General features: G+C 71.7%; 25 protein-coding genes. 22 read left to right on the top strand and 3 right to left on the bottom strand.

The annotated features are described in order from the left end of the window. On the bottom strand, positions 1 to 286 hold a 286-nt coding region (locus Raf01_RS27440; RefSeq protein WP_203920898.1), incomplete at its 3' end, for a hypothetical protein. A gap of 486 nt (positions 287 to 772) precedes the next feature. Between Raf01_RS27440 and Raf01_RS27435 the strand changes: the two genes are divergently transcribed. The 9 genes from Raf01_RS27435 to Raf01_RS27395 all read left to right on the top strand — a co-directional run bounded on the left by Raf01_RS27435 (position 773) and on the right by Raf01_RS27395 (position 9635). After that, the gene (locus Raf01_RS27435; protein ID WP_203920897.1) at positions 773 to 1546 is read left to right on the top strand and encodes a hypothetical protein; all 774 of its coding nucleotides are present in this window, start codon (positions 773 to 775) and stop codon (positions 1544 to 1546) included. Positions 1547 to 1769: 223 nt separating this feature from the next. After that, positions 1770 to 2252, top strand: a complete 483-nt coding sequence (locus Raf01_RS27430) for a DUF948 domain-containing protein (RefSeq protein WP_203920896.1) — start codon at positions 1770 to 1772, stop codon at positions 2250 to 2252. Positions 2253 to 2282: 30 nt separating this feature from the next. Next, the gene (locus Raf01_RS27425) at positions 2283 to 2543 is read left to right on the top strand and encodes a hypothetical protein (protein ID WP_203920895.1); all 261 of its coding nucleotides are present in this window, start codon (positions 2283 to 2285) and stop codon (positions 2541 to 2543) included. Beyond that, positions 2543 to 5221 carry an alanine--tRNA ligase gene (gene alaS / locus Raf01_RS27420; RefSeq protein ID WP_203920894.1) on the top strand — a complete coding sequence of 893 codons (2679 nt, stop codon included), beginning with the start codon at positions 2543 to 2545 and terminating at the stop codon, positions 5219 to 5221. The genes Raf01_RS27425 and alaS overlap by 1 nt, the downstream gene beginning before the upstream one ends. After that, positions 5218 to 5712 (top strand): Holliday junction resolvase RuvX, encoded by a 495-nt coding sequence (gene ruvX / locus Raf01_RS27415; RefSeq protein WP_203920893.1) that lies wholly within the window; start codon positions 5218 to 5220, stop codon positions 5710 to 5712. Before alaS ends, ruvX begins: the two co-directional genes overlap by 4 nt. Further along, on the top strand, positions 5709 to 6932 hold the full coding sequence (gene mltG / locus Raf01_RS27410; protein ID WP_203920892.1) for an endolytic transglycosylase MltG: 1224 nt from the start codon (positions 5709 to 5711) through the stop codon (positions 6930 to 6932). The genes ruvX and mltG overlap by 4 nt, the downstream gene beginning before the upstream one ends. A 3-nt stretch (positions 6933 to 6935) precedes the next feature. Continuing rightward, positions 6936 to 7754: a shikimate dehydrogenase gene (locus tag Raf01_RS27405; RefSeq protein ID WP_203920891.1), complete on the top strand. Its 819-nt coding sequence runs from the start codon at positions 6936 to 6938 to the stop codon at positions 7752 to 7754. Between the two features lie 175 nt (positions 7755 to 7929). Next, complete coding sequence (aroC, locus tag Raf01_RS27400) at positions 7930 to 9132, top strand: chorismate synthase (protein WP_203920890.1); 1203 nt, start codon at positions 7930 to 7932, stop codon at positions 9130 to 9132. Then, the gene (locus Raf01_RS27395) at positions 9129 to 9635 is read left to right on the top strand and encodes a shikimate kinase (protein ID WP_203920889.1); all 507 of its coding nucleotides are present in this window, start codon (positions 9129 to 9131) and stop codon (positions 9633 to 9635) included. Before aroC ends, Raf01_RS27395 begins: the two co-directional genes overlap by 4 nt. A 198-nt stretch (positions 9636 to 9833) precedes the next feature. Here Raf01_RS27395 and Raf01_RS27390 read toward each other — a convergent pair whose 3' ends face one another. Then, positions 9834 to 10559 carry an alpha/beta fold hydrolase gene (locus Raf01_RS27390; RefSeq protein ID WP_203920888.1) on the bottom strand — a complete coding sequence of 242 codons (726 nt, stop codon included), beginning with the start codon at positions 10557 to 10559 and terminating at the stop codon, positions 9834 to 9836. A 56-nt stretch (positions 10560 to 10615) separates the two neighbouring features. On the opposite strand from Raf01_RS27390, the gene Raf01_RS27385 reads away from it, so the two are divergent. The 5 genes from Raf01_RS27385 to nusB all read left to right on the top strand — a co-directional run bounded on the left by Raf01_RS27385 (position 10616) and on the right by nusB (position 14239). Further along, positions 10616 to 11680, top strand: coding sequence for a helix-turn-helix transcriptional regulator (locus tag Raf01_RS27385; protein ID WP_203920887.1), 1065 nt, complete (start codon positions 10616 to 10618; stop codon positions 11678 to 11680). Continuing rightward, positions 11673 to 12737, top strand: coding sequence for a 3-dehydroquinate synthase (gene aroB / locus Raf01_RS27380; RefSeq protein WP_203920886.1), 1065 nt, complete (start codon positions 11673 to 11675; stop codon positions 12735 to 12737). Before Raf01_RS27385 ends, aroB begins: the two co-directional genes overlap by 8 nt. Further along, positions 12734 to 13159 carry a type II 3-dehydroquinate dehydratase gene (aroQ, locus tag Raf01_RS27375; protein WP_203920885.1) on the top strand — a complete coding sequence of 142 codons (426 nt, stop codon included), beginning with the start codon at positions 12734 to 12736 and terminating at the stop codon, positions 13157 to 13159. The genes aroB and aroQ overlap by 4 nt, the downstream gene beginning before the upstream one ends. Before the next feature lie 84 nt (positions 13160 to 13243). After that, positions 13244 to 13801 (top strand): elongation factor P, encoded by a 558-nt coding sequence (gene efp / locus Raf01_RS27370; protein WP_203920884.1) that lies wholly within the window; start codon positions 13244 to 13246, stop codon positions 13799 to 13801. 27 nt (positions 13802 to 13828) lie between these two features. Next, complete coding sequence (nusB, locus tag Raf01_RS27365; protein ID WP_203920883.1) at positions 13829 to 14239, top strand: transcription antitermination factor NusB; 411 nt, start codon at positions 13829 to 13831, stop codon at positions 14237 to 14239. Positions 14240 to 14299: 60 nt separating this feature from the next. Here nusB and bldD read toward each other — a convergent pair whose 3' ends face one another. Beyond that, positions 14300 to 14785 (bottom strand): transcriptional regulator BldD, encoded by a 486-nt coding sequence (gene bldD / locus Raf01_RS27360; protein WP_203920882.1) that lies wholly within the window; start codon positions 14783 to 14785, stop codon positions 14300 to 14302. A gap of 222 nt (positions 14786 to 15007) precedes the next feature. Here bldD and pyrR point away from each other — a divergent pair, with 222 nt between their 5' ends. From pyrR to pyrF, 8 genes are all read left to right on the top strand, one after another. Beyond that, on the top strand, positions 15008 to 15616 hold the full coding sequence (gene pyrR / locus Raf01_RS27355) for a bifunctional pyr operon transcriptional regulator/uracil phosphoribosyltransferase PyrR (protein ID WP_275413060.1): 609 nt from the start codon (positions 15008 to 15010) through the stop codon (positions 15614 to 15616). A gap of 32 nt (positions 15617 to 15648) precedes the next feature. After that, positions 15649 to 16563: an aspartate carbamoyltransferase catalytic subunit gene (locus tag Raf01_RS27350; protein WP_203920917.1), complete on the top strand. Its 915-nt coding sequence runs from the start codon at positions 15649 to 15651 to the stop codon at positions 16561 to 16563. Continuing rightward, positions 16560 to 17837 (top strand): dihydroorotase, encoded by a 1278-nt coding sequence (locus Raf01_RS27345; RefSeq protein ID WP_203920880.1) that lies wholly within the window; start codon positions 16560 to 16562, stop codon positions 17835 to 17837. The genes Raf01_RS27350 and Raf01_RS27345 overlap by 4 nt, the downstream gene beginning before the upstream one ends. Further along, on the top strand, positions 17834 to 18937 hold the full coding sequence (carA, locus tag Raf01_RS27340) for a glutamine-hydrolyzing carbamoyl-phosphate synthase small subunit (RefSeq protein ID WP_203920879.1): 1104 nt from the start codon (positions 17834 to 17836) through the stop codon (positions 18935 to 18937). Before Raf01_RS27345 ends, carA begins: the two co-directional genes overlap by 4 nt. Next, positions 18930 to 22307: a carbamoyl-phosphate synthase large subunit gene (gene carB / locus Raf01_RS27335; protein ID WP_203920878.1), complete on the top strand. Its 3378-nt coding sequence runs from the start codon at positions 18930 to 18932 to the stop codon at positions 22305 to 22307. Before carA ends, carB begins: the two co-directional genes overlap by 8 nt. Before the next feature lie 82 nt (positions 22308 to 22389). Beyond that, positions 22390 to 23475 carry a quinone-dependent dihydroorotate dehydrogenase gene (locus tag Raf01_RS27330; RefSeq protein ID WP_203920877.1) on the top strand — a complete coding sequence of 362 codons (1086 nt, stop codon included), beginning with the start codon at positions 22390 to 22392 and terminating at the stop codon, positions 23473 to 23475. Continuing rightward, positions 23472 to 24746, top strand: a complete 1275-nt coding sequence (locus Raf01_RS27325; protein WP_203920876.1) for an adenosylmethionine--8-amino-7-oxononanoate transaminase — start codon at positions 23472 to 23474, stop codon at positions 24744 to 24746. Before Raf01_RS27330 ends, Raf01_RS27325 begins: the two co-directional genes overlap by 4 nt. A 147-nt stretch (positions 24747 to 24893) precedes the next feature. Beyond that, positions 24894 to 25736: an orotidine-5'-phosphate decarboxylase gene (gene pyrF / locus Raf01_RS27320; RefSeq protein WP_203920916.1), complete on the top strand. Its 843-nt coding sequence runs from the start codon at positions 24894 to 24896 to the stop codon at positions 25734 to 25736. The last annotated feature ends 105 nt before the right edge of the window (positions 25737 to 25841 follow it).

Below are 25841 nucleotides of genomic sequence, written 5' to 3'. Positions count from 1 at the left end.
GGGCGGCCGACGTGCCAGGGCTGAGCGCGGCCTCGGCGGAGAGCCGGTAGGCGACTCCGATGGTCCGGGCGGTCGGCGTAGCGCCGGCCGGCGCCACGCCGACGATGTCCCCCCGGTTCGTGGGCCGGAGGTGCCGGTCGGGCGGCAGGCAGAGCCGCGCGGGGTCGGCGAGGGGCGTCACGGCGCGCCGGTCGGCATGGAGACCGAGCCGATCCGGGGCAACGAACCGCGCCACGGCGGCGATGCGGCCGCCGGACCGGGGCGCGCGGGCGGTCGCGCCGGCCACGCCGCGGTACCGGTGCCGCCGCCGGGCGGCCCCACGGACGCTCCGGGCCGGGCTGCCCCCGCGGGTGGCCGTGCGGTGCCGCCGGCCGGCCGTGCGGTACCCCCGCCCCGGAGCGAAGCACCCCGTACCCTTCAGCAGCCGCCCGCGCACGGGGAGCCGCCCAGGGGCGATGCGAGCCGGCCGGTACCGCCGGTCGGCCGGTCGGCCGGTGGCCGGGCCTGGCACGACCTGACCAGCGGCGAGAGAGACGCGATGCCGATGCAGGGCCCGCAGGCCCCGCCCCGGGGCGCGTCCGGGCCTCCGGCCGGCGCCGGGGGCCGCGCCGCGCCGCCGGGAGGGCCGATGCCGCCGGTCGGCGGTGTGGCGTCCCCGCCACCCGGCGGCAAGATGCCCCCGCCGATGGGTGCCGTGCCCCCGCCGAAGGCTGCCGTGCCTCCGCCAATGGGCAGCGTCCCGCCGCCCGTTGGCGGTGCGGTGCCTCCGCCGATGGGCAGCGTCCCGCCCCCGCCGGCCGCGGGTAGCGCCCGGGCCGCCGCCCGCCGCCCCGGTACCGGTGAGCAGGCCCGGGTCGGGTCGGGTACGGGTGAGCAGGTCAGGCACGGTTCCGGGGAGCAGCCCGCGCTGCGCATGAGCAGCGGGGAGCAGGCGCGTGCCGGGGACTTCGACGACGCCGACGGCCCGCGGCGGCGACCTACTGCGCCGGCCCGCCCGGTACACGTCCTCGCCCTGGCCGCGGTCGCCGTGCTGCTGCTCGGGGTGCTGCCGCTCGTCCTGTTCGTGCAGAACGCGAGCAGCGATCCGGTGGTCAAGAACCTGAACTCGCTGTCGCTGCCGGCCTGGGCGGACGAGCAGCACCAGGATGACGCGAGCGGGAGCCGCTGGTGCGCCGGGAACTGCCGGCTGACCGAGCGGACCTGGCGCTCGGCGAAGGCGGCGGCCGACACCGACCGGGCGTTCCAGACCGCGTTGACCGGCGCGGGCTGGGTCCACTGGCAGACGGCGGGCTGCCCGAAGCTCGGCACCGGCACGTACACCTGCTGGCAGCGTGACCAGTACGTGCTGGACCTGTGGACGCGCAACGCGGTCTGCGGGCTGTCCGGCATCGCGCCCTCGCCGGGGGCGCCGACGCCCTCGACGCCCCCGTCGTCCCTGTCGCCGCTCGACCCGCTACCCAGCGCCAGCGGGGCACCACCGACCTGTGCCGGCGCGCTGGTGACCGCCAAGGTGACTCAACGGATCAACCCGAACTGGCATCATTAGCCGCCGTCGACCGACCCGGGTGCTGGCCCGGCGGGATTTACCCCCTCGCCGGGCGCCCCGCCGAGTGGGCGCCCACAATGGGGCCTACCGTCACGCACGGTAGGGTCTGCCCGTTGGCGCAATTGACCATCGCCTTCCGGTCGGGCGCGGGCGCCGGCCGTTGGGAAGAGCCGCGCAACCGGTCCGGCCGTGTGCCGACCGGCGAGACAGAGGGGAGACAGGCGTGTCCGGTGGACAGATCGCGGCACTCATCGCCGCGGGCGCCTTTGTCATGCTCGTACTCGTGCTGGCGGTACCGATCTTGCGGTTGCGCCATACCGTGGACGCCGCCACCCGGGCCATCAACGACCTGACCGAGCGCACGTCGCCGCTGCTGGTCAACGTGAACGCGGCGGTCGAGGGGGTCAACACCGCGCTGGGCCAGATGCAGACCTCGCTCGACGGGGTCAACGTCCAGCTGGAGCGCCTGGATACCATCACCGGGCACGCGCAGACCGTCACCGCCAACGTGGCCAACCTGTCCACCGTGGTGGCCTCCGCCGCGTCCAGTCCGATCGTGCGGGTGGCCTCGCTGTCCTACGGGGTACGCAAGGCGCTGGCCAACCGTCGGCGTGCGGACGAGGAGCAGCAGGTCCGCGACATGATCAAGCAGCAGCGCAGGGCGCGCAGGCAAGAGCGCAAGGCCGCCGCGAGCGGGTCTCGGTAGGCGGATCTCTAGAAGGTTGGGTGGGCAGCGATGAAACGTCTGCTGTGGCTCGGTGTCGGGCTGGCCGTCGGCGCTCTGGTCGTGCGCGCGGCGTCGAAGAAGGTCCGTGCGTTCACTCCGCAGGGGATGGCCGCCTCGGCGCGGGACAGCGCTGGTGGCCTGATCGACTCGGTCCGTACGTTTGTCGAGGACGTGCGCGACGGCATGCAGGAACGGGAAGATCAGATTCACGCCGCCTTCGAGAGCGGCGAGTCTATTGATCTTGATCTGGAGGAAGGTAGCTACCGCTGATGAGGACCGCGGAGATCAAGCGACGGTTCCTGGCGTTTTTCGAGGCGAACGGACACACCGTGGTGCCCAGCGCACCGCTGCCGGCCATCGACGACCCGAACCTGCTGTTCGTCAACGCCGGCATGGTGCAGTTCGTGCCGTACTTCCTCGGCCAGGTCGCCCCGCCATTTCCGCGGGCTACCAGCGTCCAGAAGGTGATCCGGACGCCGGACATCGACGAGGTCGGCAAGACCAGCCGGCACGGCACGTTCTTCCAGATGAACGGGAACTTCTCCTTCGGCGACTACTTCAAGGAGAAGGCGATCACCATGGCCTGGGACCTGTCCACCAAGCCCCAGGACCAGGGGGGCTTCGGTCTGGACGGCGACCGGCTCTGGGCCACCGTCTACCTGGACGACGACGAGGCCATCGACATCTGGCACAAGCAGATCGGCCTGCCCCTGGAGCGGATCGTGCGCCGGGGCAAGAAGGACAACTTCTGGTCGATGGGCATCCCGGGCCCGTGCGGCCCGTGTTCCGAGCTGTTCCTGGACCGAGGTCCGGAGTACGGGCGCGACGGCGGCCCGGACGCCGACGAGGACCGGTACATGGAGTTCTGGAACCTCGTGTTCATGCAGTTCACCCGCGGCGCGGGCACGGACAAGGAGAACTACCCGATCCTGGGTGAGCTGCCGGCCAAGTCCATCGACACCGGCATGGGGCTGGAGCGGATCGCTTCGATCCTGCAGGGCGTGGACAACCTGTACGAGATCGACGAGGTACGCCCGATCCTGGACCGGGCGGCGGAGATGACCGGCAAGCAGTATGGTGCCCGGTCCGGCCACGCCGCCAGCGATTCCGCCCCCGACGACGTGCGCCTGCGGGTGATCGCCGACCACGTGCGCACCGCGCTGATGCTGATCGGCGACGGGGTGATCCCGAGCAACGAGGGGCGCGGCTACGTGCTGCGCCGGATCCTGCGCCGGGCGATCCGCTCGGTACGCCTGCTCGGCTGGAACAGCCCCGCGCTGCCCGAACTGCTGCCGGTCGCCCGGGACTGCATGTCACCGTCGTACCCGGAGTTGGCCGAGGAGTACGGGCGGATCTCCCAGTACGCGTACGGCGAGGAGGAGGCGTTCCTGTCCACCCTGCGGCAGGGCACCACGATCCTCGACCTGGCGATCGACGAGACCCGGTCCGCGGGCGGGCGCACGCTGTCCGGCGACAAGGCGTTCGCGCTGCACGACACGTACGGCTTCCCGATCGACCTGACCCTGGAGATCGCGGCGGAGCAGGGCCTGGAGGTCGACACCGAGGGCTTCCGGCGCCTGATGTCCGAGCAGCGCAGCCGGGCCAAGGCCGACGCCCAGGCGCGCAAGACCGGGCACGCCGACCTGTCCGCATACCGCGAGGTGCTCGACGCGGGCGGCAAGGTGGACTTCACCGGGTACCACGAGGTGTCCCGCGAGACGCGCGTGCGCGCCGTACTCTCCGGCGGCAACGGGCTGGCGGCGGCGGAGGAGGGGGAGACCGTCGAGGTGGTCCTCGACGCGACCCCGTTCTACGCCGAGGGCGGTGGCCAGCAGCCGGACAGCGGTCTGATCACGGTCGGCGGCGGCACGTTCGAGGTGTTCGACGTGCAGTCGCCGGTACCGGGGTTGATCGTGCACCGGGGCCGGGTGATCCGGGGCGAGATCCAGGTCGGCTCGGACGCGTTCGCCGAGATCGACGTGACCCGGCGCCGGGCGATCTCCCGGGCGCACACCGCGACCCACCTCGTGCACACCGCCATCCGCAACCTGCTCGGCCAGTCCGCGACCCAGGCCGGTTCGCTCAACGCGCCGGGCCGGCTGCGCTTCGACTTCAACACCCCGGCCGCCGTGCCGCAGTCCGTGCTGAACGACGTCGAGCAGCAGATCAACGAGGTGCTGGTCACCGACCTGGAGGTGCACGCGTTCATCACCTCGCTGGAGGAGGCGCGGGCCTCGGGCGCGATGGCGCTGTTCGGCGAGAAGTACGGCGACGAGGTCCGGGTCGTCGAGGTCGGCGACTACGCCCGGGAGCTCTGCGGTGGCACCCACGCGTCCCGCTCAGGGCAGCTGGGCCTGATCAAGATCCTGCACGAGGCGTCGATCGGCTCCGGCGTGCGCCGGATCGAGGCGCTGGTCGGCATCGACGCGTTCAACTTCCTGGCCCGGGAGCACCTGCTGGTGTCCCAGCTGGCCGACCTGTACCGGGTACCGGCCGAGCAGGTCGGCGACCGGGTGCAGCACACGGTCGCGGCGCTGCGTGACGCCGAGAAGGAGCTGGAGAAGCTGCGGGCGCAGCTGATCCTGGGCAACGCGGCGGGGCTGGCCGACGGCGCCCGGGACGTGGCCGGGGTCGCCTATGTCGGCGCGGAGGTGCCGGAGGGCACCTCGGCCGGCGACGTGCGCACCCTCGCCCAGGAGATCCGTGGCAAGATCCCGGCGGCCCGCCCGGCGGTGGTCGCGCTCGCGGCCCGCTCCGGTGGCAAGGCGTCGCTGGTGGTCGCGGTCAACGGTGCCGGTCGCGACCGTGGGCTGTCGGCGACCGACCTGGTGAAGGGCGCGCTGTCCGGGCGCGGCGGCGGCAACGCCGACCTCGCGCAGGGCGGTGGCGTACCGGCCCAGGAGGCCCCCAAGCTGATCTCGGCGATCGAGGCGCTGATCACGGGATGAGTCTGGGCGCTCGGCGTGGTGTCCGGCTCGGAGTCGATGTCGGAAAAGTCCGGGTCGGTGTCGCCCGCAGCGACCCGGACGGCATCCTCGCCAGTCCGCTCATCACGCTCACCCGCGACCTGAGCGCCACCGGTGGCGGCGGGGGTGCCGGTCCGAGTGCCGGCGAGGCGGTACCCGTGGACATCGCCCAGCTGGCCGCGCTGGTCCGGGAGAACGAGGCGGTCGAGGTGGTGGTCGGGCTCCCGGTCACGCTCGCCGGCCGGGAAGCGTTGGCCGCCGCTGACGCCCGTGGATACTCCGCCCTGCTGGCGCGCGCGATCGACCCCGTTCCCGTACGGTTGTCCGACGAGAGGATGACCACAGTGGTCGCCTCCCGTAGGCTGTCCGAGCGAGGCGTCCGGGGGAGGCGTCAACGAGCAGTTGTCGACCAGGTGGCCGCTGTAGAGATCCTGCAGGGCTGGCTCGACAACCAGCGGAGGCGAACGCAATGATCGACGACCTGGACCTGTCGTTCGACGAGGACTACGACCGAGGTCGCCACCGGCGTCGGCGCCGTGGATCGGGCGGGTCACCCAAGCGCCGGGGCAAGACGTTCGCGGCTCTCTTCCTGACTCTGGTGCTCCTCGGCGGCCTCGGTGGGGCCGGCTGGTACGGGTTCGGCAAGGTGCAGGACTACTTCGCCGTCAAGGACTACTCCGGGCCGGGCACCGGGTCGGTGACGGTCCAGGTGGCCGCCGGCGACGGCGGAACCGACATCGGGAACAAACTGGTCACCGTGGACGTGGTGCGCAGTGCGAAGGCGTTCATCAACGCGTACGACGCGAACCCGAAGAGCAAGTCCGTGGAGCCCGGCTTCTACAAGCTGCGCAAGCAGATGAAGGCGTCCCTGGCGGTCGACGCCCTGCTCGCCCGCGACAAGGACAACAAGCTGATCAACAAGGTGTCCACCACGGTGACCATTCCCGAGGGGTTGATCTCGCTCCAGGTCTTCAACACGCTGTCCAAGGCGACCCACATCCCGGTCGACGACTTCAAGAAGGCCGCCGCCAATCCCGCCGCCCTGGGCATTCCGGACTACTGGTTGAAGCGCGAAGACGGCAAGCCGATGCCGAAGCCGTTCTCGATCGAGGGCTTCCTGTACCCGTCCACGTACGAGTTCGACCCGGGCACGGACGCCACCACGATCCTCAAGACCATGGTGGGCAACTTCCTCACCGTGGTCGGCCAGCTCAAGTTCCCGGAAAACGTGCAGCAGAAGTTCGGCGTCTCGCCGTACGAGGCGCTGATCGCCGCGTCGCTCGCCCAGGCCGAGGCGCCCAAGGCGACGGACATGGCGGGCGTCGCGCGGGTGCTCTACAACCGGGGGTACAAGGACTGGCCGAACCACCGCCTGCAGTTGGACAGCACGGTCAACTACTGGCTGCGGGTCACCGGCAAGGAGGCGCTGGACTCCGGCTCCCTGACCGCGTCGATGCTGCAGGACACCGGCAATCCGTACAACACCTACGTCATCAGCGGCCTGCCGCCCGGTCCGATCGACAATCCCGGCGAGGACGCGCTGAAGGCGGCGATCAACGCACCGCCGTCCAACAACTACTACTTCCTGACCATCGACAAGGCCGGCAACACCGCGTTCGCCACCACCTACGACCAGTTCTGTGCCGACACCCGGCAGGCCAAGGCCAACGGCGTATCGATCGGTACGTGCTGAGCGATGGAGGGTGGGCACCGGGCGGCGGTGCTGGGCAAGCCGGTCGCCCATTCGTTGTCGCCGGTGCTGCACAACGCGGGGTACGCCGCGCTCGGCCTGGTGGACTGGCGCTACACGGCCATCGAGTGCGCCGAGGCTGAGCTGAGCGACCGTGTCGCCGGCCTGGGTCCGCAGTGGGCCGGGCTGTCGCTGACCATGCCGTTGAAAGAGGTCGCGCTCACGGTCGCCCACCGGGTGACTCCGGTCGCGGCCGCGCTGGGCGCCGCCAACACGCTGGTACAGCAGCCGGATGGCTGGCTCGCGGACAACACCGACGCTCCCGGCATGGTCGACGCGCTCCGGGCGGCCGGGCTGTCCGCGGCGGGCGGCGTGGCGGTGCTGGGCGCCGGGGGCACCGCGCGGGCGGCCCTGGCGGCGGCGGCCGAGCTGGGCGCCGGGCAGGTCGACGTGTACGCCCGCCGGGCCTCGGCAGTCGACGAACTGCGCCCGGTCGCGGAGCGGCTGGGCCTTCGGCTGACCCACGTCGACTTCGCCGCCGCCGACCGGTCCGGCGACGCCGACTTGATCATTTCGACGGTACCGAAGGGGGTCGCCGACCCGGTACGGCCGCGCTGGCGGCCCGGCACCGTGCTGTTCGACGCGCTCTATGACCCCTGGCCGACTCCGCTGGCCGCTTCGGCCCAGGCGGCCGGTGTGCGTGTTGTGTCCGGTCTGGACCTGCTGCTGACCCAGGCCGTGCACCAGTTCACGCTGTTCACCGGCCTGCCCGCGCCAGTGGCGGCGATGGATGCCGCATTGCGGGAGGCCGCCGCCCAGCGGTAGCCGGCCCGGCACCGCGTGCCAGACTTACCGCAGCAAAGCGCCTGAGCGCAGGCTGCGCCGCCCGTGGGGCAGCCGAACAACAGGCCCTGGAGCAACGCCTGAGCGCAGGCTGCGCCGCCCCTTTGGGGCAGCCGAGCACAGGCCCCGGTTCAACGCCGGAACGGAGGGTGGATACGTGCTGCGCTGGTTGACGGCCGGAGAGTCACACGGCCCGGCCCTGGTGGCCGTCCTGGACGGGGTACCCGCCGGGATCGAGGTGACCAGCGCCGAGGTGTCCCGGGAACTGGCCCGTCGCCGGCTCGGGTACGGCCGCGGTGCGCGGATGTCCTTCGAGCAGGACGCCGTCGAGTTCCTCGGCGGGGTCCGCCACGGCCGCACGCTCGGCTCCCCGGTCGCGATCCGGGTCGGCAACACCGAGTGGCCCAAGTGGGAGACCGTGATGGCGGCCGACCCGGTCGACCCGGAGGTGCTCGCCGCCCAGGCGCGCAACGCCCCGCTGACCCGGCCCCGGCCCGGCCACGCCGACCTGGCCGGCATGCAGAAGTACGGGCAGACGGACGCCCGGCCGATCCTGGAGCGCGCCAGCGCCCGGGAGACCGCGGCCCGGGTAGCCGTGGGCACCGTGGCCAAGGCGCTGATCGGCCAGGCACTGGGCATCGAGATCGTCTCGCACGTGGTCGAGTTGGGCAGCGTGGCCGTGAAGTCCGGGCTCGTACCCCGGCCGGAGGACGCGGCGCGCGTCGACGCCGATCCGCTGCGCTGCCTCGATCCGCAGGCGAGCGCCCGGATGGTCGAGGAGGTGGACGCGGCCAAGCGGGACGCGGACACCCTCGGCGGCATCGTCGAGGTCCTCGCCTACGGCGTACCGCCGGGTCTGGGCAGCCACGTGCAGTGGGACCGGAAGCTGGATGCCCGGCTGGCCACCGCGCTGATGTCGATCCAGGCGATCAAGGGGGTCGAGATCGGCGACGGGTTCACCCAGGCCCGTTCGCGGGGTTCCCAGGCGCACGACGAGATCGTGCTGGTCGACGACGCGCCGAGCCAGACCGGTCGCATAGTGGTTCGCCGGGTGACCGACCGGGCCGGCGGGCTGGAGGGTGGCATCACCACCGGGCAGCCGCTGCGGGTCAAGGCCGCGATGAAGCCGATCTCCTCGCTGAACCGCGCGCTGTCCACCGTCGACGTGGCCACCGGCGAGCCGGCCACGGCGATCAACCAGCGCTCGGACACCTGTGCGGTACCGGCCGCGGCGGTGGTGGCCGAGGCGATGGTGGCGCTGGTGCTCGCCGAGGCCGCGACCGAGAAGTTCGGCGGCGACTCGGTCGCGGAGATCCGGCGCAACCTCGCGGGCTACCTGGACAGTCTGGTGATCCGGTGAGCGGGCCGGCGGCGGTGATCGTCGGGCCGCCCGGAGCCGGGAAGACCACGGTCGGCGAGCTGGTCGCCGCGGCTCTCGGGGTCCCGTTCCGGGACGTCGACGCGGACATCGAAGAGCTGGCCGGCAAGCCGATCCCGGAGATCTTCATCGACGACGGTGAGGATCACTTCCGTGCCCTGGAGCGGACGGCGGTCGCCGCGGCCCTGGACGGGTCCGACGGGGTCGTCTCGCTGGGCGGCGGCGCGGTCATGGCCGAGGAGACCCGCCGGCGGCTGGCCGGGCACCGGGTGGTGTTCCTGTCGGTGGAGCTGGCCGACGCGATCCGGCGGGTCGGCCTGGGCGCCGGGCGGCCGCTGTTGGAGATCAACCCACGGGCCACCATGAAGTACCTGCTGGACCAGCGCCGCCCGCTCTACGAAGAGGTGGCCGTGGTGACCGTGAAGACCGACGGCCGTACCCCGGAAGACGTGGCGGCCGAGGTGCTCGCCGCACTCAGCCGGTAGTCACCGCCCCCGGGCCCCGGTCCCGGGGGCGGTGTGGCCGGCGGCGGGCGCGGAACCGGCGTCCACCTCGGCGACGGCTGCCGCTGCCCGAGACAGTCACGGCGCGGCTGCCGTGACCGGTCGGGGTGGAGGAGGGGCAGCCCATGTTCATGTGACGCCCGGGAGGCCGGCAAGGTTCCCTGGTGTCCGCAAAAAGAGTCAGTCGATTTCGGCCAGCAGGTCGGCCAACCGGTCCGGTTCGCTGAACATCGGCCAGTGACCGGTGGGAAGGCCGAGGATGTCCGCCCCGGCCACTCCGCCGAAGAACGGATGTCCCTGCGCGATCATCTCGCGCACCTGGTCGGCGGTGAACGTGCACGCGACCAGCGTGCGCGGTACGGCCGCCGCCGCGCCGGAGACCTTCAGCGGCTGGCTGACCGAGCCGAACGGGTGCCCGGTGCAGCGCCGGGCCAGCATCGCGAGCGTCGGGGCGTCCAGCCCGCGCAGCAGTACCGGGTCCTGGTCCGCGTCCCACTCGCGGGGCGGCACCAGCCAGCCGTCACCCACCTGTTCCCGGATCCGGTCCTGGCTCTGCGCGTCCAGGGTGTCCAGTTGCCGGGTGCCGTTCGGCAGCGGTCCACCCTCCACGTAGACCACGCGGCGGAGCCGGTCCGGGATCCGGTCGGCGGCCAGGGCGACCACGCTGCCGCCGTGGCTGTGGCCGACCAGGACCACGTCGGACAGTTCCTCGGTCTCGATCAACGCGACCACGTCGGTGGCGTGGGTGTCCAGGTCGGTGTGCGGGCCGCCGGTGTGCGCCCGGTCGGCGAGCCCGGTGAGGGTGAGCGGGTGGACGTCATGTCCGGCCGAACGCAGCCGCGCGGTCACGTCGTGCCAGGCCCAGGCGCCCAGCCACATTCCGGGTACGAGAACGAAGGTTGTCATGGCGCGACCGTAGGATCGAATCCGGGCAGTACCGGTCCGGATTCGGGAGGTGACCTGTGCCACACCCGGCCGCCAGGGTGCTCGGGCTTCTCGAGCTGCTGCAGGCGCACCATGTCCTCGGCGGGCGGGAGCTGGCCAGCCGGCTCGGAGTCGACGAGCGGACGGTACGGCGATATGCCCGTACCCTCGCCGAGCTGGGCGTACCGGTGACCGCCGCCCGGGGACGCTACGGCGGATACCGGCTGGCCCCGGCGTTCAAGCTGCCACCGTTGATGTTCACCGACGACGAGGCGGTCGCGGTGCTGCTCGGCCTGCTGGCCGCCGACCGGATCGGGCTGGCCACCGACCGGCCGGCCTCCGGAACGGCGCTGGCGAAGCTGCGCCGGGTGCTCCCGTCCGGGCTGGCCGACCGGGTCGGCGCGGTCGAGGAGTCGCTGGGCTTCAGCCTGTCCAGGCCGGCCCGGGCGGCGGGGCCGGACGCGGGCGTGCTGCTGGCGCTCGGCACCGCGGTCGCCGGGCGGTGCCGGGTGGAGATCGGGTACACGGCGTGGTCGGGTGCCGCGTCCCGCCGCGAACTGGACCCGTACGGGCTTGTCTTCCACTCCGGCCGCTGGTACCTGACCGGGTACGACCACCGGCGCGGCGAGGTGCGCAACTTCCGGCTCGACCGGATCTCCGACGTCACACCGGTGCCGGGGTCGGGGTTCGAGGTCCCGCCGGACTTCGACCCGGTGGCCACGGTGACCCGTGGGCTGGCCTCGGTGCCGTACACGCACGAGGTCGAGGTGGTGCTGGAGGCGCCGCTGGACCAGGTGCGCGCCCGGCTGCCCCGCGCCGTCGGCACGCTGCGCGCCGGCGCGGGAGACCGGGAGAGCACCGTGCTGACCTGCCGGGCGGAGTCGCTGGACGGGATGGCGCAGCTGCTCGGCGGCCTGCCCTGGGCGTACACGATCATCCGGCCGGACGAGCTGCGCGCCGCGTTGCTCGCGCACGCCGGCCGGATCGCGGCGAACGCGGCCCGGGTGCCCGACCCGGATCCCGGGTCCGATCCGGTCACTGCGGCTGCCGACGGCGGCGCAGATTCGGCCGGCGCGGCGACTACGCTGGCCCGCGATGGATAACAGCCGGATCACCACGATCGAGGTCGGTGGCGAGCGTCCGTACCAGGTGCTCGTCGGCCGAGACCTGCGCAGCGCGCTGCCGTCGCTGGTCGCCCGTGCGGCCCAGGCCGCCGTGCTCTACGCGCCGCCGCTGAAGGAGCACGCGGTCCGGGTGGCCGACGCCCTGCGCGGGGCCGGCATCGCGCCGCTGCCGATCGAGCTGCCCGACGCCGAGGCCGGCAAGACCATCGAGGTCGCCGCCCGCTGCTGGGACGCCCTGGGCGAGGCCGGATTCACCCGCACCGACGCGGTGGTGGGCGTGGGCGGCGGAGCGGTCACCGACGTGGCCGGCTTCGTGGCCGCCTGCTGGCTGCGCGGGGTGGCCGTGGTGCAGGTGCCGACCAGCCTGCTCGGCATGGTGGACGCCGCGGTGGGCGGCAAGACCGGGGTGAACACCGGGGCGGGGAAAAACCTGGTCGGCGCGTTCCACCCGCCGGCCGGCGTGCTGTGCGACCTGTCCACGCTCGACAGCCTGCCGCGGGCCGACCTGGTCGCCGGGCTGGCCGAGGTGGTCAAGTGCGGCTTCATCGCCGATCCGGCGATCCTCGACCTGGTCGAGGACGACCCCGACCGGCACCTGCCGGAGCTCGTCGAGCGGGCGGTGCGGGTCAAGGCCGACGTGGTCAGCAAGGACCTGCGCGAGTCCGGGCTGCGGGAGATCCTCAACTACGGGCACACCCTCGGGCACGCGATCGAGAAGCGCGAGCGGTACGGCTGGCGGCACGGGCACGCGATCTCGGTCGGGCTGGTCTACGCCGCCGCTCTCGGCCGGCTGGCCGGGCGCCTCGATGAGGCCACCGCGCGGCGCCACCGGTCGGTGCTCGACGGGCTCGGGCTGCCGGTGACATACCCGGCGGCGGCCTGGCCGGACCTGCACGCGGCGATGCGGGTGGACAAGAAGGCCCGGGGCGCACGGCTGCGTTTCGTGGTGCTGGGCGGCCTGGCCCGGCCCGAGATCCTGGAGGCCCCGCCGGACGACCTGCTGCGGGCCGCGTACGAGGAAGTGGGTACGGCGTGAAGGTGTACGTGCTCAACGGTCCGAACCTCGGTCGGCTGGGCAGCCGGGAGACCTCGGTCTACGGCGCGACCAGCTACCCCGAGCTGGTCGCGCAGTGCTTGCGCGACGGCAAGGAGTTGGGCCTGGACGTCGAGGTACGGCAGACCGACGCGGAGCACGAGATGCTCGGCTGGCTGTACGCCGCCGCCGACGAGCAGGCCGCCGTCGTGCTGAACCCGGGTGCCTGGTCGCACTACTCGTACGCGCTGCGGGACGCCTGCGCGATGCTGCGCGCCCCGCTGGTCGAGGTACACATCTCCAACATCCACGCGCGCGAGGAGTTCCGGCACCACTCGGTGATCTCGGCGGTGGCGACCGGAGTGATCTGCGGGCTGGGCATCGACGGGTACCGGTTGGCGCTGGTACACCTGTCCCGCCGGTGACACCTGTCCTGCCGGGAGACACCAGGCGCCGCTACACTTGTCCGGTCCCCAGGCGGAATAGACGATCATGCGGTTAGGCAGGACATGGCCACCACGAACGACCTCAAGAACGGACTAGTGCTCAATCTCGACGGCGACCTGTGGTCCGTTGTCGAGTTCCAGCACGTCAAGCCCGGCAAGGGTGGCGCGTTCGTGCGCACCACGCTGAAGAACGTGCTGTCCGGGAAGGTCGTGGACCGCACGTTCAACGCCGGCACCAAGGTCGACACCGCGACCGTCGACAAGCGCACCATGCAGTACCTCTACGCCGACGGCGAAGACTTCGTGTTCATGGACCTGGAGTCCTTCGACCAGCTGACCGTTTCCGGCGGCACGGTGGGCGACGCGTCGAAGTTCCTGCTGCCGGAGGCCGAGGCGACCGTCGCCACCCACGAGGGTGTGCCGCTCTACATCGAGCTGCCGACCAGCGTGATCCTCGAGGTCACCTACACCGAGCCGGGCCTGCAGGGCGACCGGAGCACCGGTGGCAACAAGCCGGCCACGGTGGAGACCGGTGCCACGGTCCAGGTTCCGTTGTTCGTCTCGACCGGCGAGAAGATCAAGGTCGACACCCGCGACGGCCGTTACCTCGGTCGCGCCTGATCCATGCCCGAAGGTCCCAAGACGCCGATGCCCGCGCGTCGCAAGGCGCGCAAACGTGCCTTGGACGTGCTGTATGAGGCTGACCTACGCGACTTGCCGATCGACGAGGTGCTGAGGTCTTCGATCTCCCGGATCGAGGGCCCCCGCCCGGGCTACCTGGACTACGCCATCCTGCTGGTCGAGGGCACCGCGGAGCACCTGAACAGGATCGACGAGCTGATCGCGAGCTACGCCGAGGGCTGGACGCTGGAGCGCATGCCGGCGGTCGACCGGAATCTGGCCCGGGTGGCCGTCTACGAGTTGCTCTACCGCGACGACATCGACGACGCGGTGGCCATCAGCGAGGCGGTCGAGCTGGCCAGGCAGATGTCGACCGACGACTCGCCGCGCTTCCTCAACGGCGTCCTCGGCCGGATCGCCGAGTACGCCACCCACTGAATCACGGTCCCTACCCCGCTGGCCCCGACCCCTTCGGTGGGGCCAGCGGGGTGGGCGAGATCACGCGAAGAGCGACCGGGGGTCGGTGACCAGAACGCCGTGCTCGGTGAGTCGCTCGACCAAACCGGACGGCGACGAGTCGTACACGATGGCAAGGGCACGCAGGTCGTCCGCGCGGATCGACAGGACGCGGCCGTTGTAGTCACCGCGCTGCTGCTGGATGGCTCGGGCGTACTTGGCGACGTACGACAGGTCGGCGTCGGTCTGGTCGTACAGCTTCTCGAGGTCGAGGACGATCTTCCCCGCGGATTCGTGACGAATGCCACTCCCCTCGGGCAGCAGCTCGGCCACGGGCACGCGGTAGAAATCGGCCAGCTCGGCCAATCGGGACACGGTCACGGCCCGGTCGCCGCGTTCGTAGGAACCGACTACGACGGCCTTCCAGCGCCCGGCTGACTTCTCCTCCACACCCTGCAGGGACAGGCCCTGCTGCTGGCGGATGGAGCGCAAGCGGGCGCCCAGGGACTTGGCGTACTCAGAGGGCATGTGGACACTCCCAGTCACTGGCTCCGGGCCTCTTCCCGGCGATCGCTACGGAGCGTGACCGTAATCGGGAAGCGACACTTGGTCAAGTGCTGTGACCTTCCCGTTTCGCGATCTGCGCTGCTGGTAGGCTCGCGAAAGCCGTTCGACGCCTGGTGAACCGGCGTATGGACAGTCCCGACATCCTTTAAGGCCCGTCCCGTGAGGCGGGGAAGGAGGTCCGCCTTGGCGTACCCATCCTCGGTCGAGCAGACCGACTCGGGCGGTGCGGCCGGAACCGGCCGGCTCGCCGCGAAAGTCGTTGTCAACGGGGCCGATCTGGCCCGCATCGTCGACCGCATCGCACACCAGATCCTGGAGAAGACCGACGGGGCCCGCGACTGCGTCCTGCTCGGCATCCCGACCCGTGGCGTACCGCTGGCCCGGCGCCTGGCTGCCCGGATCGAGGCGTTCGAGGGCTTCCTGCCGCCGGCGGGTGCACTCGACGTGACGCTGTACCGCGACGATCTGCGACTGCGCGGAGCCCGCGCGGTCGGCCACACCGACCTGCCGCCGGCCGGGATCGACGGCAAGCAGGTGATCCTGGTCGACGACGTGCTGTTCTCCGGGCGCACCGTGCGGGCCGCGCTGGACGCGCTGAAGGACCTCGGCCGGCCTCGGCTGGTCCAGCTCGCCGTGCTGGTCGATCGCGGCCACCGGGAGCTGCCGATCCGCGCCGACTATGTGGGCAAGAACATCCCGACCTCGCTCGTGGAAAACGTCCGCGTGCGGCTGACCGAGACTGACGGCAGCGACGAGGTGCGGCTGGAAGACCAGGTGGGAGGAGCGGCATGACCAACCTTGAGCAGTCGCCCGACCGCGGCGGGATCACCGGTCACCTGCTCTCGGCGGCCGACCTGGACGCCGCCGCGGCGACCCAGGTGCTGGACACGGCGGCCGAGCTGGCGGCGCTGTCCGACCGATCGGTGAAGAAGCTGCCGACGCTGCGCGGGCGCACCGTGGTCAATCTGTTCTACGAGGACTCCACTCGCACCCGGATCTCGTTCGAGGCCGCGGCGAAGCGGCTGTCCGCCGACGTGATCAACTTCTCGGTCAAGGGCTCCAGCGTCTCCAAGGGGGAGAGCCTCAAGGACACCGCGCTGACCCTCCAGGCGATGGGCGCCGACGCGGTGGTCATCCGGCACGCCGCCTCGGGGGCCCCGCACCGGCTGGCCCGCTGGGTCGACGGGAGCGTGGTCAACGCCGGCGACGGTACCCACGAGCACCCGACCCAGGCGCTGCTGGACGCGTACACGATGCGGTCGCGGCTGGGGCGGCTGTCCGGGCTGACCGTGGCGATCGTGGGTGATGTGCTGCACAGCCGGGTCGCCCGGTCCAACGCGTTGCTGCTGAACACGCTCGGCGCGGACGTGACCCTGGTCGGGCCGCCCACCCTGCTGCCGGTGGGAGTGGACTCCTGGCCGGTCAAGACCAGCTACGACCTGGACGCGGTGCTGCCGACCGTGGACGTGGTGATGGCGCTGCGGGTGCAGCGGGAACGGATGGAGGATTCGTTCTTCCCGTCCGCCCGCGAGTACGCCCGGCGGTACGGGCTGGATGCCGCTCGGCTGCGCAAGCTGCCCGAGCACGCGATCGTGATGCATCCCGGGCCGATGAACCGGGGCATGGAGATCGCACCCGATGTGGCCGACTCGCCCCGGTCCACCATCGTCGAACAGGTCGCCAACGGGGTGTCGGTCCGGATGGCCGTGCTCTATCTGCTGCTGGGGGGACAAGTGTGACGACGTACCTGATCAAGGGGGCGTCCATCGTCGGCGCGGAGCCGACCGACCTGCTCATCCGGGACGGGGTGGTGGCGGCCGTGGGCCGCGACGCCGCGGCACCGGGGGCTGAGGTGATCGACGCCGACGGACTGATCGCCCTGCCCGGCCTCGTCGACCTGCACACCCACCTGCGCGAGCCCGGCCGGGAGGACGCCGAGACCGTGATGTCCGGCTCCCGGGCGGCGGCGCTGGGCGGATACACGGCGGTCTGCGCGATGGCCAACACCGACCCGGTCGCGGACACCGCCGGCGTGGTGGAGCAGGTCTGGCGGCTGGGCCAGGCGGCCGGGCTGGTCGACGTGCGCCCGGTCGGCGCGGTCACTGTCGGCCTGGCCGGCGAGCGGCTGGCCGAACTCGGCGCGATGGCCACCTCGGCGGCGGCGGTGCGGATCTTCTCCGACGACGGGCACTGCGTGAGCGACCCGCGGCTGATGCGCCGGGCGCTGGAGTACGTCAAGGCGTTCGACGGGGTCATCGCGCAGCACGCCGAGGAGCCCCGGCTGACCGTCGGCGCGCAGCTGCACGAGGGCGAGCTGTCCGGCCGGCTGGGCCTGGCCGGATGGCCGGCGGTCGCCGAGGAGGCGATCATCGCCCGGGACGCGCTGCTGGCCGGACACGTCGGTAGCCGCCTTCACATCTGCCACGTGTCCACCGCCGGCAGCGTGGAGATCATCCGGGGGGCGAAGCGGGCCGGCATCCGGATCACCGCCGAAGTGACCCCGCACCACCTGCTGCTCACCGACGCCCGGGCCGAGTCGTACGACCCGGTGTTCAAGGTCAACCCACCGCTGCGTACCGACACGGACGTGGCCGCCCTGCGCGCCGGCCTGGCCGAGGGGGTGATCGACGCGGTGGCGACCGATCACGCTCCGCACGCGGTGGAGGACAAGGAGTGCGAGTGGCAGTATGCCCGGCCGGGCATGCTCGGGCTCGAGACCGCGTTGTCCATCGTGATGTCGACCAAGTCGCTGAGCTGGGACGGCATCGCCGAGCGGATGTCCCGGGTACCGGCGCGGATCGCCGGGCTCGACGGGCACGGCCGCGACCCCGCGCCGGGGGTACCGGCGAACCTGACCCTGGTCGACCCGGCCGCCACCTGGGTGGTGGAGCCGGCCGAACTGGCCTCGCTGTCGCGGAACACGCCGTATGCGGGGATGGAGCTGCCCGGACGGGTCATGGCGACGTTCCTCGCCGGGCGGCCGACGGTACTGGATGGAAAGGCGACGAAGTGAGACGCGAGGCGATTCTGGTCCTCGAAGACGGGCGGACCTTCCGCGGTGAGGCGTACGGCAGCGTGGGGGAGACCGTCGGAGAGGCGGTGTTCGCCACCGCGATGACCGGCTACCAGGAGACGCTGACCGACCCGTCCTACCACCGCCAGGTCGTGGTGCAGACCGCGCCGCACATCGGCAACACCGGGGTCAACGGCGAGGACGACGAGTCGTCGCGGATCTGGGTGGCCGGCTACGTGGTCCGGGACCCGGCCCGGCTGGCGTCGAACTGGCGGCGCAGCGGAGACCTGGAGGACCGGCTGGCCGCCGAGGGTGTCGTCGGCATCTCCGGGGTGGACACCCGGGCGCTGGCCCGGCACCTGCGCGAGCGCGGCGCGATGCGGGTCGGCGTGTCCAGCGTCGACGGCGACGCGCGCGCCCTGCGGGAGCGGGTACTGGCCTCGCCGCAGATGCTCGGTGCGGACCTGTCCGAGCAGGTCAGCACGTCGAAGCCGTACGTGGTGCAGGCGGAGGGCGAGCACCGGTTCACGGTGGCCGCGGTGGACTTCGGCATCAAGCGCAACGTCGCCCGCCGGCTGGCCGCCCGCGGAGTGACGACGCACGTGCTGCCGGCCTCGTCCAGCTACGCGGAGGTGGCCGCGATCGGCGCCGACGCGGTGTTCCTCTCACCCGGGCCGGGCGACCCGGCCACCGCCGACCGTGCCGTGGCGCTGGCCCGCGACGTGCTCTCCCACCGGGTACCGCTGTTCGGGATCTGCTTCGGCAGCCAGATCCTGGGCCGGGCGCTGGGCTTCGGCACGTACAAGCTCGGCTACGGGCACCGGGGCATCAACCAGCCGGTACTGGACCGGGCCACCGGCAAGGTCGAGGTGACCTCGCACAACCACGGCTTCGCCGTGGAGGCGCCCCTGGACGAGCGGGTTGACACCGACTACGGGCCGGTCGAGGTCAGCCACGTGTGCCTCAACGACAACGTGGTCGAGGGCCTGCGGTGCCGCGACGTACCCGCGTTCACCGTTCAGTACCACCCAGAGGCGGCGGCCGGTCCGCACGACGCCGACTACCTGTTCGACCGGTTCGTGGAGCTGATCAATGCCTAGGCGCACCGACCTGTCGCACGTCCTCGTGATCGGCTCCGGGCCGATCGTCATCGGGCAGGCGTGCGAATTCGACTACTCCGGTACCCAGGCTTGCCGGGTACTGCGTTCCGAGGGGCTGCGGGTCAGCCTGGTCAACTCGAACCCGGCGACCATCATGACCGACCCGGAGTTCGCCGACGCCACCTACGTGGAGCCGATCACCCCGGACTTCGTGGAGCAGGTGATCGCCCGGGAGAAGCCGGACGCGCTGCTGGCCACGCTGGGCGGGCAGACCGCGCTGAACACGGCCGTCGCGCTGCACGAGTCGGGCGTGCTCGACAAGTACGGCGTCGAGCTGATCGGCGCGAACATCGACGCGATTCGCCGGGGCGAGGACCGCCAGCTGTTCAAGGACGTGGTGGCCAGGGCCGGGGAGCGCATCGGGTTCGGCGCCGCCGGCCTGGTCCCGCGCTCGCGGGTGTGCCACAGCATGGACGAGGTCCACGAAACCGTCGCCGAGCTGGGGCTGCCGGTCGTGATCCGGCCGAGCTTCACCATGGGCGGCCTGGGCTCCGGGATGGCGCACACCGCCGAGCAGCTGGAGCGGCTCGCCGGTGGCGGCCTGGCCGCGTCGCCGGTGCACGAGGTACTCATCGAGGAGAGCGTGCTCGGCTGGAAGGAGTACGAGCTGGAGCTGATGCGCGACCGGCACGACAACGTGGTGGTCGTCTGCTCCATCGAGAACGTGGACCCGATGGGTGTGCACACCGGGGACTCGGTGACCGTGGCCCCGGCGATGACCCTGACCGACGTCGAGTACCAGCGGATGCGCGACCTGGGCATCGCGGTGCTGCGCGAGGTCGGCGTGGACACCGGCGGCTGCAACATCCAGTTCGCGATCAACCCGGCCGACGGGCGGCTGGTGGTCATCGAGATGAACCCGCGCGTTTCCCGGTCCAGCGCACTGGCCTCCAAGGCGACCGGGTTCCCGATCGCGAAGATCGCGGCGAAGCTGGCCATCGGGTACACGCTGGACGAGATCCCCAACGACATCACCCTCAAGACCCCGGCCGCGTTCGAGCCGGCGCTGGACTACGTGGTGGTGAAGATCCCGCGGTTCGCGTTCGAGAAGTTCCCGGGGGCGGATCCGGAGCTGACCACCACGATGAAGTCGGTCGGCGAGGCGATGTCTCTGGGCCGCAACTTCACCGAGGCGCTGGGCAAGGCCATGCGGTCGATGGACACGAAGCTGGCCGGCTTCTGGACCGCACCGGGCGCGGAGCCCGGTTCGGTCGAGGCGGCGCTGGCCGCGCTGCGGGTACCGCGCGACGGCCGCCTCTATGCGGTGGAGCAGGCGCTGCGGCTCGGTGCCACGGTCGCGGCGGTGTCCGAGGCGTCCGGCATCGACCCGTGGTTCGTCGACCAGATCGCCTCTGTGGTCGAACTGCGGGCGCAGATCGACGCGGCGCCGGTGATGGACCGTTCGCTGCTGCTGCACGCCAAGCGCGCCGGGTTGTCCGACCGGCAGATCGCCGCGCTGCGCCCGGAGCTGGCCGGTGAAGACGGGGTACGGGCGCTGCGCCAGCGGTTGGGCCTGCGTCCGGTGTACAAGACCGTGGACACCTGCGCCGCGGAGTTCGCCGCGCAGACGCCGTACCACTACTCGGCGTACGAGCTGTCCGGCATCGACGAGTCCGGGCAGTCCGCCCCGGAGACCGAGGTCGCCCCGTCGGACCGGCCGAAGGTGCTGATCCTGGGCTCCGGGCCGAACCGGATCGGGCAGGGCATCGAGTTCGATTACTCCTGCGTACACGCCGTGATGGCGCTGCGCGAGGCGGGCTACGAGACCGTCATGATCAACTGCAATCCGGAGACGGTGTCGACCGACTACGACACGGCCGACCGGCTCTACTTCGAGCCGCTGACCTTCGAGGACGTGCTGGAGGTCTGGCACGCCGAGGACTCGTCAGGCAAGGCGGCCGGCGGTCCGGGTGTGATCGGGGTGGTCGTGCAGCTGGGCGGGCAGACCCCGCTGTCGCTCGCGCAGCGCCTCAAGGACGCCGGGGTGCCCATCGTGGGTACCTCGCCGGAGTCGATCGACCTGGCCGAGCACCGGGGCGCGTTCGGTGCCCTGCTCGGCGAGGCCGGCCTGCCGGCACCGGCGTACGGCACCGCGACCTCCTTCGGCGAGGCGAAGAAGATCGCGGACACCATCGGGTACCCGGTGCTGGTGCGGCCCAGCTACGTGCTGGGCGGCCGGGGCATGGAGATCGTGTACGACGAGGTCACGCTGCGCGGGTACATCGAGCGGGCCACCGAGATCTCGCCGTCGCACCCGGTACTGGTGGACCGGTTCCTGGACGACGCGATCGAGATCGACGTGGACGCGCTGTGCGACGCGACCGGCGAGGTGTACCTGGGCGGCGTGATGGAGCACATCGAGGAGGCCGGGATCCACTCCGGCGACTCGTCCTGCGTGCTCCCGCCGATCACGTTGGGCACCGACCACATCGCCGAGGTCCGCCGGTACACCGAGGCGATCGCCCGGGGCATCGGGGTACGCGGGCTGCTCAACGTCCAGTACGCGCTCAAGGACGACGTCCTGTACGTGCTGGAGGCCAATCCCCGCGCGTCGCGCACCGTCCCCTTCGTGTCCAAGGCCACCGCGGTACCGCTGGCCAAGGCGGCCGCCCGGATCATGCTCGGCGACACCATCGCCTCGCTGCGCTCGCGCGGGCTGCTGACCGCGCACGGCGACGGCGGTGCGCTGCCGGCCAGCGCGCCGATCGCGGTCAAGGAGGCGGTGCTGCCGTTCAAGCGGTTCCGTACCCCGGCCGGCAAGGGCGTGGACAACCTGCTCGGGCCGGAGATGAAGTCCACCGGTGAGGTGATGGGCATCGACCGGGCGTTCGGGCACGCGTTCGCCAAGTCGCAGACGGCCGCGTACGGCTCGCTGCCGCTCAGCGGGAAGATCTTCGTATCCGTGGCGAACCGCGACAAGCGCGGCATGATCTTCCCGGTCAAGCGGCTGGCGGATCTCGGGTTCGAGATCGTCGCGACCTCAGGCACCGGCGAGGTGCTGCGCCGGCACGGCATCGACTGCGAGATCGTGCCCCGGCACTACGAGCAGGGCGATCAGCGCAATGCGCTCCAGCTGATCGAGTCCGGCGAGGTGAGCCTGGTGATCAACACGCCGCAGGGGTCGGGTGCGGGTGCCCGGATGGACGGGTACGAGATCCGCAGCGCGGCGGTGGCGCACGACGTGCCGTGCATCACGACGGTACCGGGTGCGTCGGCCGCGGTGATGGGCATCGAGGCGCTGATCCGGGGCGAGATGACGGTACGGCCCCTGCAGGAGCTGCACGCCGCCATGCGCGAAGCCACCGGATGAGCGAGCGAAGCGGCCGGCGCAGTGCGGTCGTGCCGGTCCGGTCCGGCGAGCGCGGATCCGCCAAGAGCACCGAGGCGGGCCGATGAGCGTTCTGTACCGGACGCTCGCCCGGCCGGCGCTGTTCCGGCTGGGCGGAGGCGATGCCGAGCGGGCCCACGAGTGGACGCTGCGCCGGCTGGAGCGGCTGTCCCGGAGGCCCGGCACACTGGCCCTGTTACGCGGTCTCAGATCGCCGCAGGCGCCCCGAACGGTGTTCGGCGTGCACTTTCCCAACCCCGTGGGGTTGGCGGCCGGTGTGGACAAGGACGGCCGGGCGCTGGCGGCCTGGGCGGCGCTCGGGTTCGGCTTCGTCGAGGCCGGCACGGTCACCGGCCAGGCGCAGCCGGGCAACCCCCGGCCGCGGCTGTTCCGGCTGCCCGAGCACGAGGCGATCATCAACCGGATGGGCTTCAACAACGCCGGCGCCGAGGCGCTGGCCGCCCGGTTGGCCGCCGGTGGCACCGGCGGCGTGCCGCTGGGGATCAGCCTGGGCAAGTCGAAGGTGACGCCGCTGGACGAGGCGGTCGAGGACTACCTGTCGTCGCTGCGCGCGGTGCGCCCGTACGCCGACTACCTCGCGGTGAACGTCAGCTCACCGAACACCCCGGGCCTGCGCAGCCTGCAGGACCGCGACCAGCTCGCCGCCCTGCTGGGGGCGCTGCGTGCCGAGGCCGGGTCGACGCCGCTGCTGGTGAAGATCGCGCCAGATCTGACCGACCACGCGATCGGCGAGGTGCTGGAGGTGTGCGCCGACCACGGGGTCGCCGGCCTGATCGCGACGAACACCACGCTGTCCCGCGACGGGCTGGGCGGCAGCGCGAACGGTGGCGGCGGGGACGGTGGCAGCGCGGGCGGTGGCAGCGGGGACGGTGGCAGCGGGGACGGTGGCAGCGGTGCCGCGGGTGAGGCCGGCGGCCTGTCCGGCCGGCCGCTGACCCGGCGGGCGCTGGACGTGGTGACCTTCGTGTGCAAGCGCACCGACCTGCCGGTCATCGGGGTGGGAGGGATCATGGCGCCGGATGACGCGGTGCGGATGTTCGACGCGGGTGCCAGCCTGGTGCAGCTCTACAGCGGCCTGATCTACCGGGGCCCCGGGCTGGTCCGGGCGATCGTCAGAGCCACCCGATGAATGCCGGGGAGTTGCTGGGGCTGGACCGGGCGCACGTCTGGCACCCGTACGGGCCGATGCCCGGGGTACGCGACAGCTATCTGGTCAGCTCCGCCGAGGGGGTACGCATCCGGCTCGCCGACGGGCGGGAGCTGATCGACGGGATGTCCTCCTGGTGGGCGGCCATCCACGGGTACCGGCATCCGGTCCTGGACGAGGCGGTGCGCGACCAGCTCGGCCGGATGAGCCACGTGATGTTCGGCGGCCTCACCCACGAGCCGGCCGTGCGGCTGTGCGCCACGCTCGTCGAGCTGACCGGGCTGGATCACGTCTTCCTGAGCGACTCCGGCTCGGTCAGCGTCGAGGTCGCCGTGAAGATGTGCCTGCAGTACTGGCGGTCGCGCGGCCGGCCGGCCAAGCGCCGGCTGCTGACCTGGCGGGGCGGGTACCACGGGGACACCTTCCAGCCGATGAGCGTCTGCGACCCGGAGGGCGGCATGCACCGGCTGTGGGCCGGGGTGCTGCCCGAGCAGGTGTTCGTACCGGAGCCGCCGGGTGGCTTCGACGCGCCGGTGGATCCCGGGTACCTGGACGTGCTGGCCGGCGCCATCGAGCGGCACAGCGACGAGCTGGCGGCCGTCATCGTCGAACCGGTGGTCCAGGGCGCCGGTGGGATGCGGTTCCACAGCCCGGAGTACCTGCGGGCGCTGCGGGAGCTGTGCGACGCGCACCAGGTGCTCCTGGTGTTCGATGAGATCGCGACCGGGTTCGGCCGCAGCGGCGCGATGTTCGCGATGGATCACGCCGGGGTGCGGCCGGACGTGATGTGCGTGGGGAAGGCGCTGACCGGCGGGTACCTGTCGATGGCCGCCACGCTGTGTGACGCCGGGGTGGCCGAGGGGATCTCCCGTGGTGAGCTTCCCGTCCTGGCCCACGGGCCGACGTTCATGGGTAACCCGCTGGGCGCCGCGGTGGCCAACGCCTCGATCGGGCTGCTGCGGGGCACCGACTGGGCCGGCGAAGTGGCCCGGATCTCCTCCGGGCTGCGGGCGGCACTGGAACCGGCCCGGTCGGTACAGGGCGTGCGCGACGTGCGGGTCCTGGGCGCGATCGGGGTCGTCCAGCTCGACCATGAGGTGGACATCACGGCCGCCACGTCGGCGGCGGTGGCGCAGGGCGTCTGGCTGCGGCCGTTCCGGGATCTGATCTACACGATGCCGCCGTACGTGACGGCGGACGCGGACGTGGCCCAGATCGGCGACGCGATCGCGGCAGCCGCGAAGGCGGGCTGATCGGCGGCTGGTCTGGGTCGTGGCGAGGTGCGGACGCACCGCGCCTGACCGGTCGAACGACTGGTCTGGGTCGTGGCGCGGGGCCAGACACACCGGGCCAGAGTGATCGAAATCGGGGCGCTACGGATTGATCGGGAGGAACGGGTTTTGACCGGGAGTTTCGGGGCTCGGCTGGAGGCTGCCGTGGCGGCCCGCGGCCGGCTGTGTGTCGGCATCGACCCGCACGCGGCGCTGTTGACCGCGTGGGGAGTGGGCGACGACGTGGCCGGGTTGGAGCGGTTCAGTGCCACGGTCGTCGAGGCGCTCGCCGATCGGGTCGCCGTTTTCAAGCCGCAGTCGGCGTTTTATGAGCGTTTCGGCACCAGGGGCATGGCAATTTTAGAGTCAACTATCCGACAGTTACGCTCGGCCGGAGCTATTGTGATCTTGGACGTCAAGCGGGGCGATATCGGCTCGACGGCCACCGCGTACGCCCAGGCGTACCTCGATCCGGCGAGCCCGATGTGTGTTGACGCGATTACAGCGAGTCCGTACCTCGGTTTCGGCTCGCTACAGCCAATGATCGATATCGCTATCCGCAACGGCAACGGACTCTTCGTCCTGGCGCTCACGTCGAACCCGGAAGCGCCCTCGGTGCAACACGCCCTGACGGCCGACGGGCGCACCGTCGGGCAGCTCATCCTGGACGAGGTTTCCCAGGTCAACACGGGTGTGCAGCCGTTGGGCAGCGTCGGCGTGGTGGTCGGCGCGACCATCGGGGAGACCGGCCACGACTTCAGTTCGGTCAATGGTCCGATCCTTGCGCCGGGCCTCGGAGCGCAGGGTGCCGGGGCGGCCGATCTGGTGACTGTCTTCGGCACCGCACGGCGTGCGGTGCTGCCCAGTTACTCCCGCGAAATCCTCGCCGAGGGTCCGGACACGGCCAGGCTGCGTACCGCCACCGAGCGTGCGCTTGCGGCCTGTGCGGACGCCCTGGCTACTACCTCCTGATCACAATTTTCGTGATCTGCCGCGTCCGACGTTGCCGAAACCGCCGCTGGCCGCTAGTTTTCCCCGCGCTGGGAACCACACGCACACCACGATTCACATGCGCCG

It is taken from the genome of Rugosimonospora africana, assembly GCF_016862975.1.
GTDB lineage: Bacteria > Actinomycetota > Actinomycetes > Mycobacteriales > Micromonosporaceae > Rugosimonospora > Rugosimonospora africana.
Note: the sequence above shows the minus strand (reverse complement) of the source record. Positions and strands in the feature narration are given on the sequence as shown.

What these genes read in the sequence shown, in the direction of transcription:
- Raf01_RS27390 (WP_203920888.1), bottom strand. Translation starts at nt 10,559, where the DNA reads ATGACAACCTTCGTTCTCGTACCCGGAATGTGGCTGGGCGCCTGGGCC.
- Raf01_RS27325 (WP_203920876.1), top strand. Translation starts at nt 23,472, where the DNA reads ATGAATGCCGGGGAGTTGCTGGGGCTGGACCGGGCGCACGTCTGGCAC.
- mltG (WP_203920892.1), top strand. Translation starts at nt 5,709, where the DNA reads ATGATCGACGACCTGGACCTGTCGTTCGACGAGGACTACGACCGAGGT.
- nusB (WP_203920883.1), top strand. Translation starts at nt 13,829, where the DNA reads ATGCCCGCGCGTCGCAAGGCGCGCAAACGTGCCTTGGACGTGCTGTAT.
- carB (WP_203920878.1), top strand. Translation starts at nt 18,930, where the DNA reads ATGCCTAGGCGCACCGACCTGTCGCACGTCCTCGTGATCGGCTCCGGG.
- aroB (WP_203920886.1), top strand. Translation starts at nt 11,673, where the DNA reads ATGGATAACAGCCGGATCACCACGATCGAGGTCGGTGGCGAGCGTCCG.
- bldD (WP_203920882.1), bottom strand. Translation starts at nt 14,785, where the DNA reads ATGCCCTCTGAGTACGCCAAGTCCCTGGGCGCCCGCTTGCGCTCCATC.
- Raf01_RS27425 (WP_203920895.1), top strand. Translation starts at nt 2,283, where the DNA reads ATGAAACGTCTGCTGTGGCTCGGTGTCGGGCTGGCCGTCGGCGCTCTG.
- ruvX (WP_203920893.1), top strand. Translation starts at nt 5,218, where the DNA reads ATGAGTCTGGGCGCTCGGCGTGGTGTCCGGCTCGGAGTCGATGTCGGA.
- Raf01_RS27435 (WP_203920897.1), top strand. Translation starts at nt 773, where the DNA reads ATGGGCAGCGTCCCGCCCCCGCCGGCCGCGGGTAGCGCCCGGGCCGCC.
- alaS (WP_203920894.1), top strand. Translation starts at nt 2,543, where the DNA reads ATGAGGACCGCGGAGATCAAGCGACGGTTCCTGGCGTTTTTCGAGGCG.
- Raf01_RS27405 (WP_203920891.1), top strand. Translation starts at nt 6,936, where the DNA reads ATGGAGGGTGGGCACCGGGCGGCGGTGCTGGGCAAGCCGGTCGCCCAT.
- efp (WP_203920884.1), top strand. Translation starts at nt 13,244, where the DNA reads ATGGCCACCACGAACGACCTCAAGAACGGACTAGTGCTCAATCTCGAC.
- Raf01_RS27330 (WP_203920877.1), top strand. Translation starts at nt 22,390, where the DNA reads ATGAGCGTTCTGTACCGGACGCTCGCCCGGCCGGCGCTGTTCCGGCTG.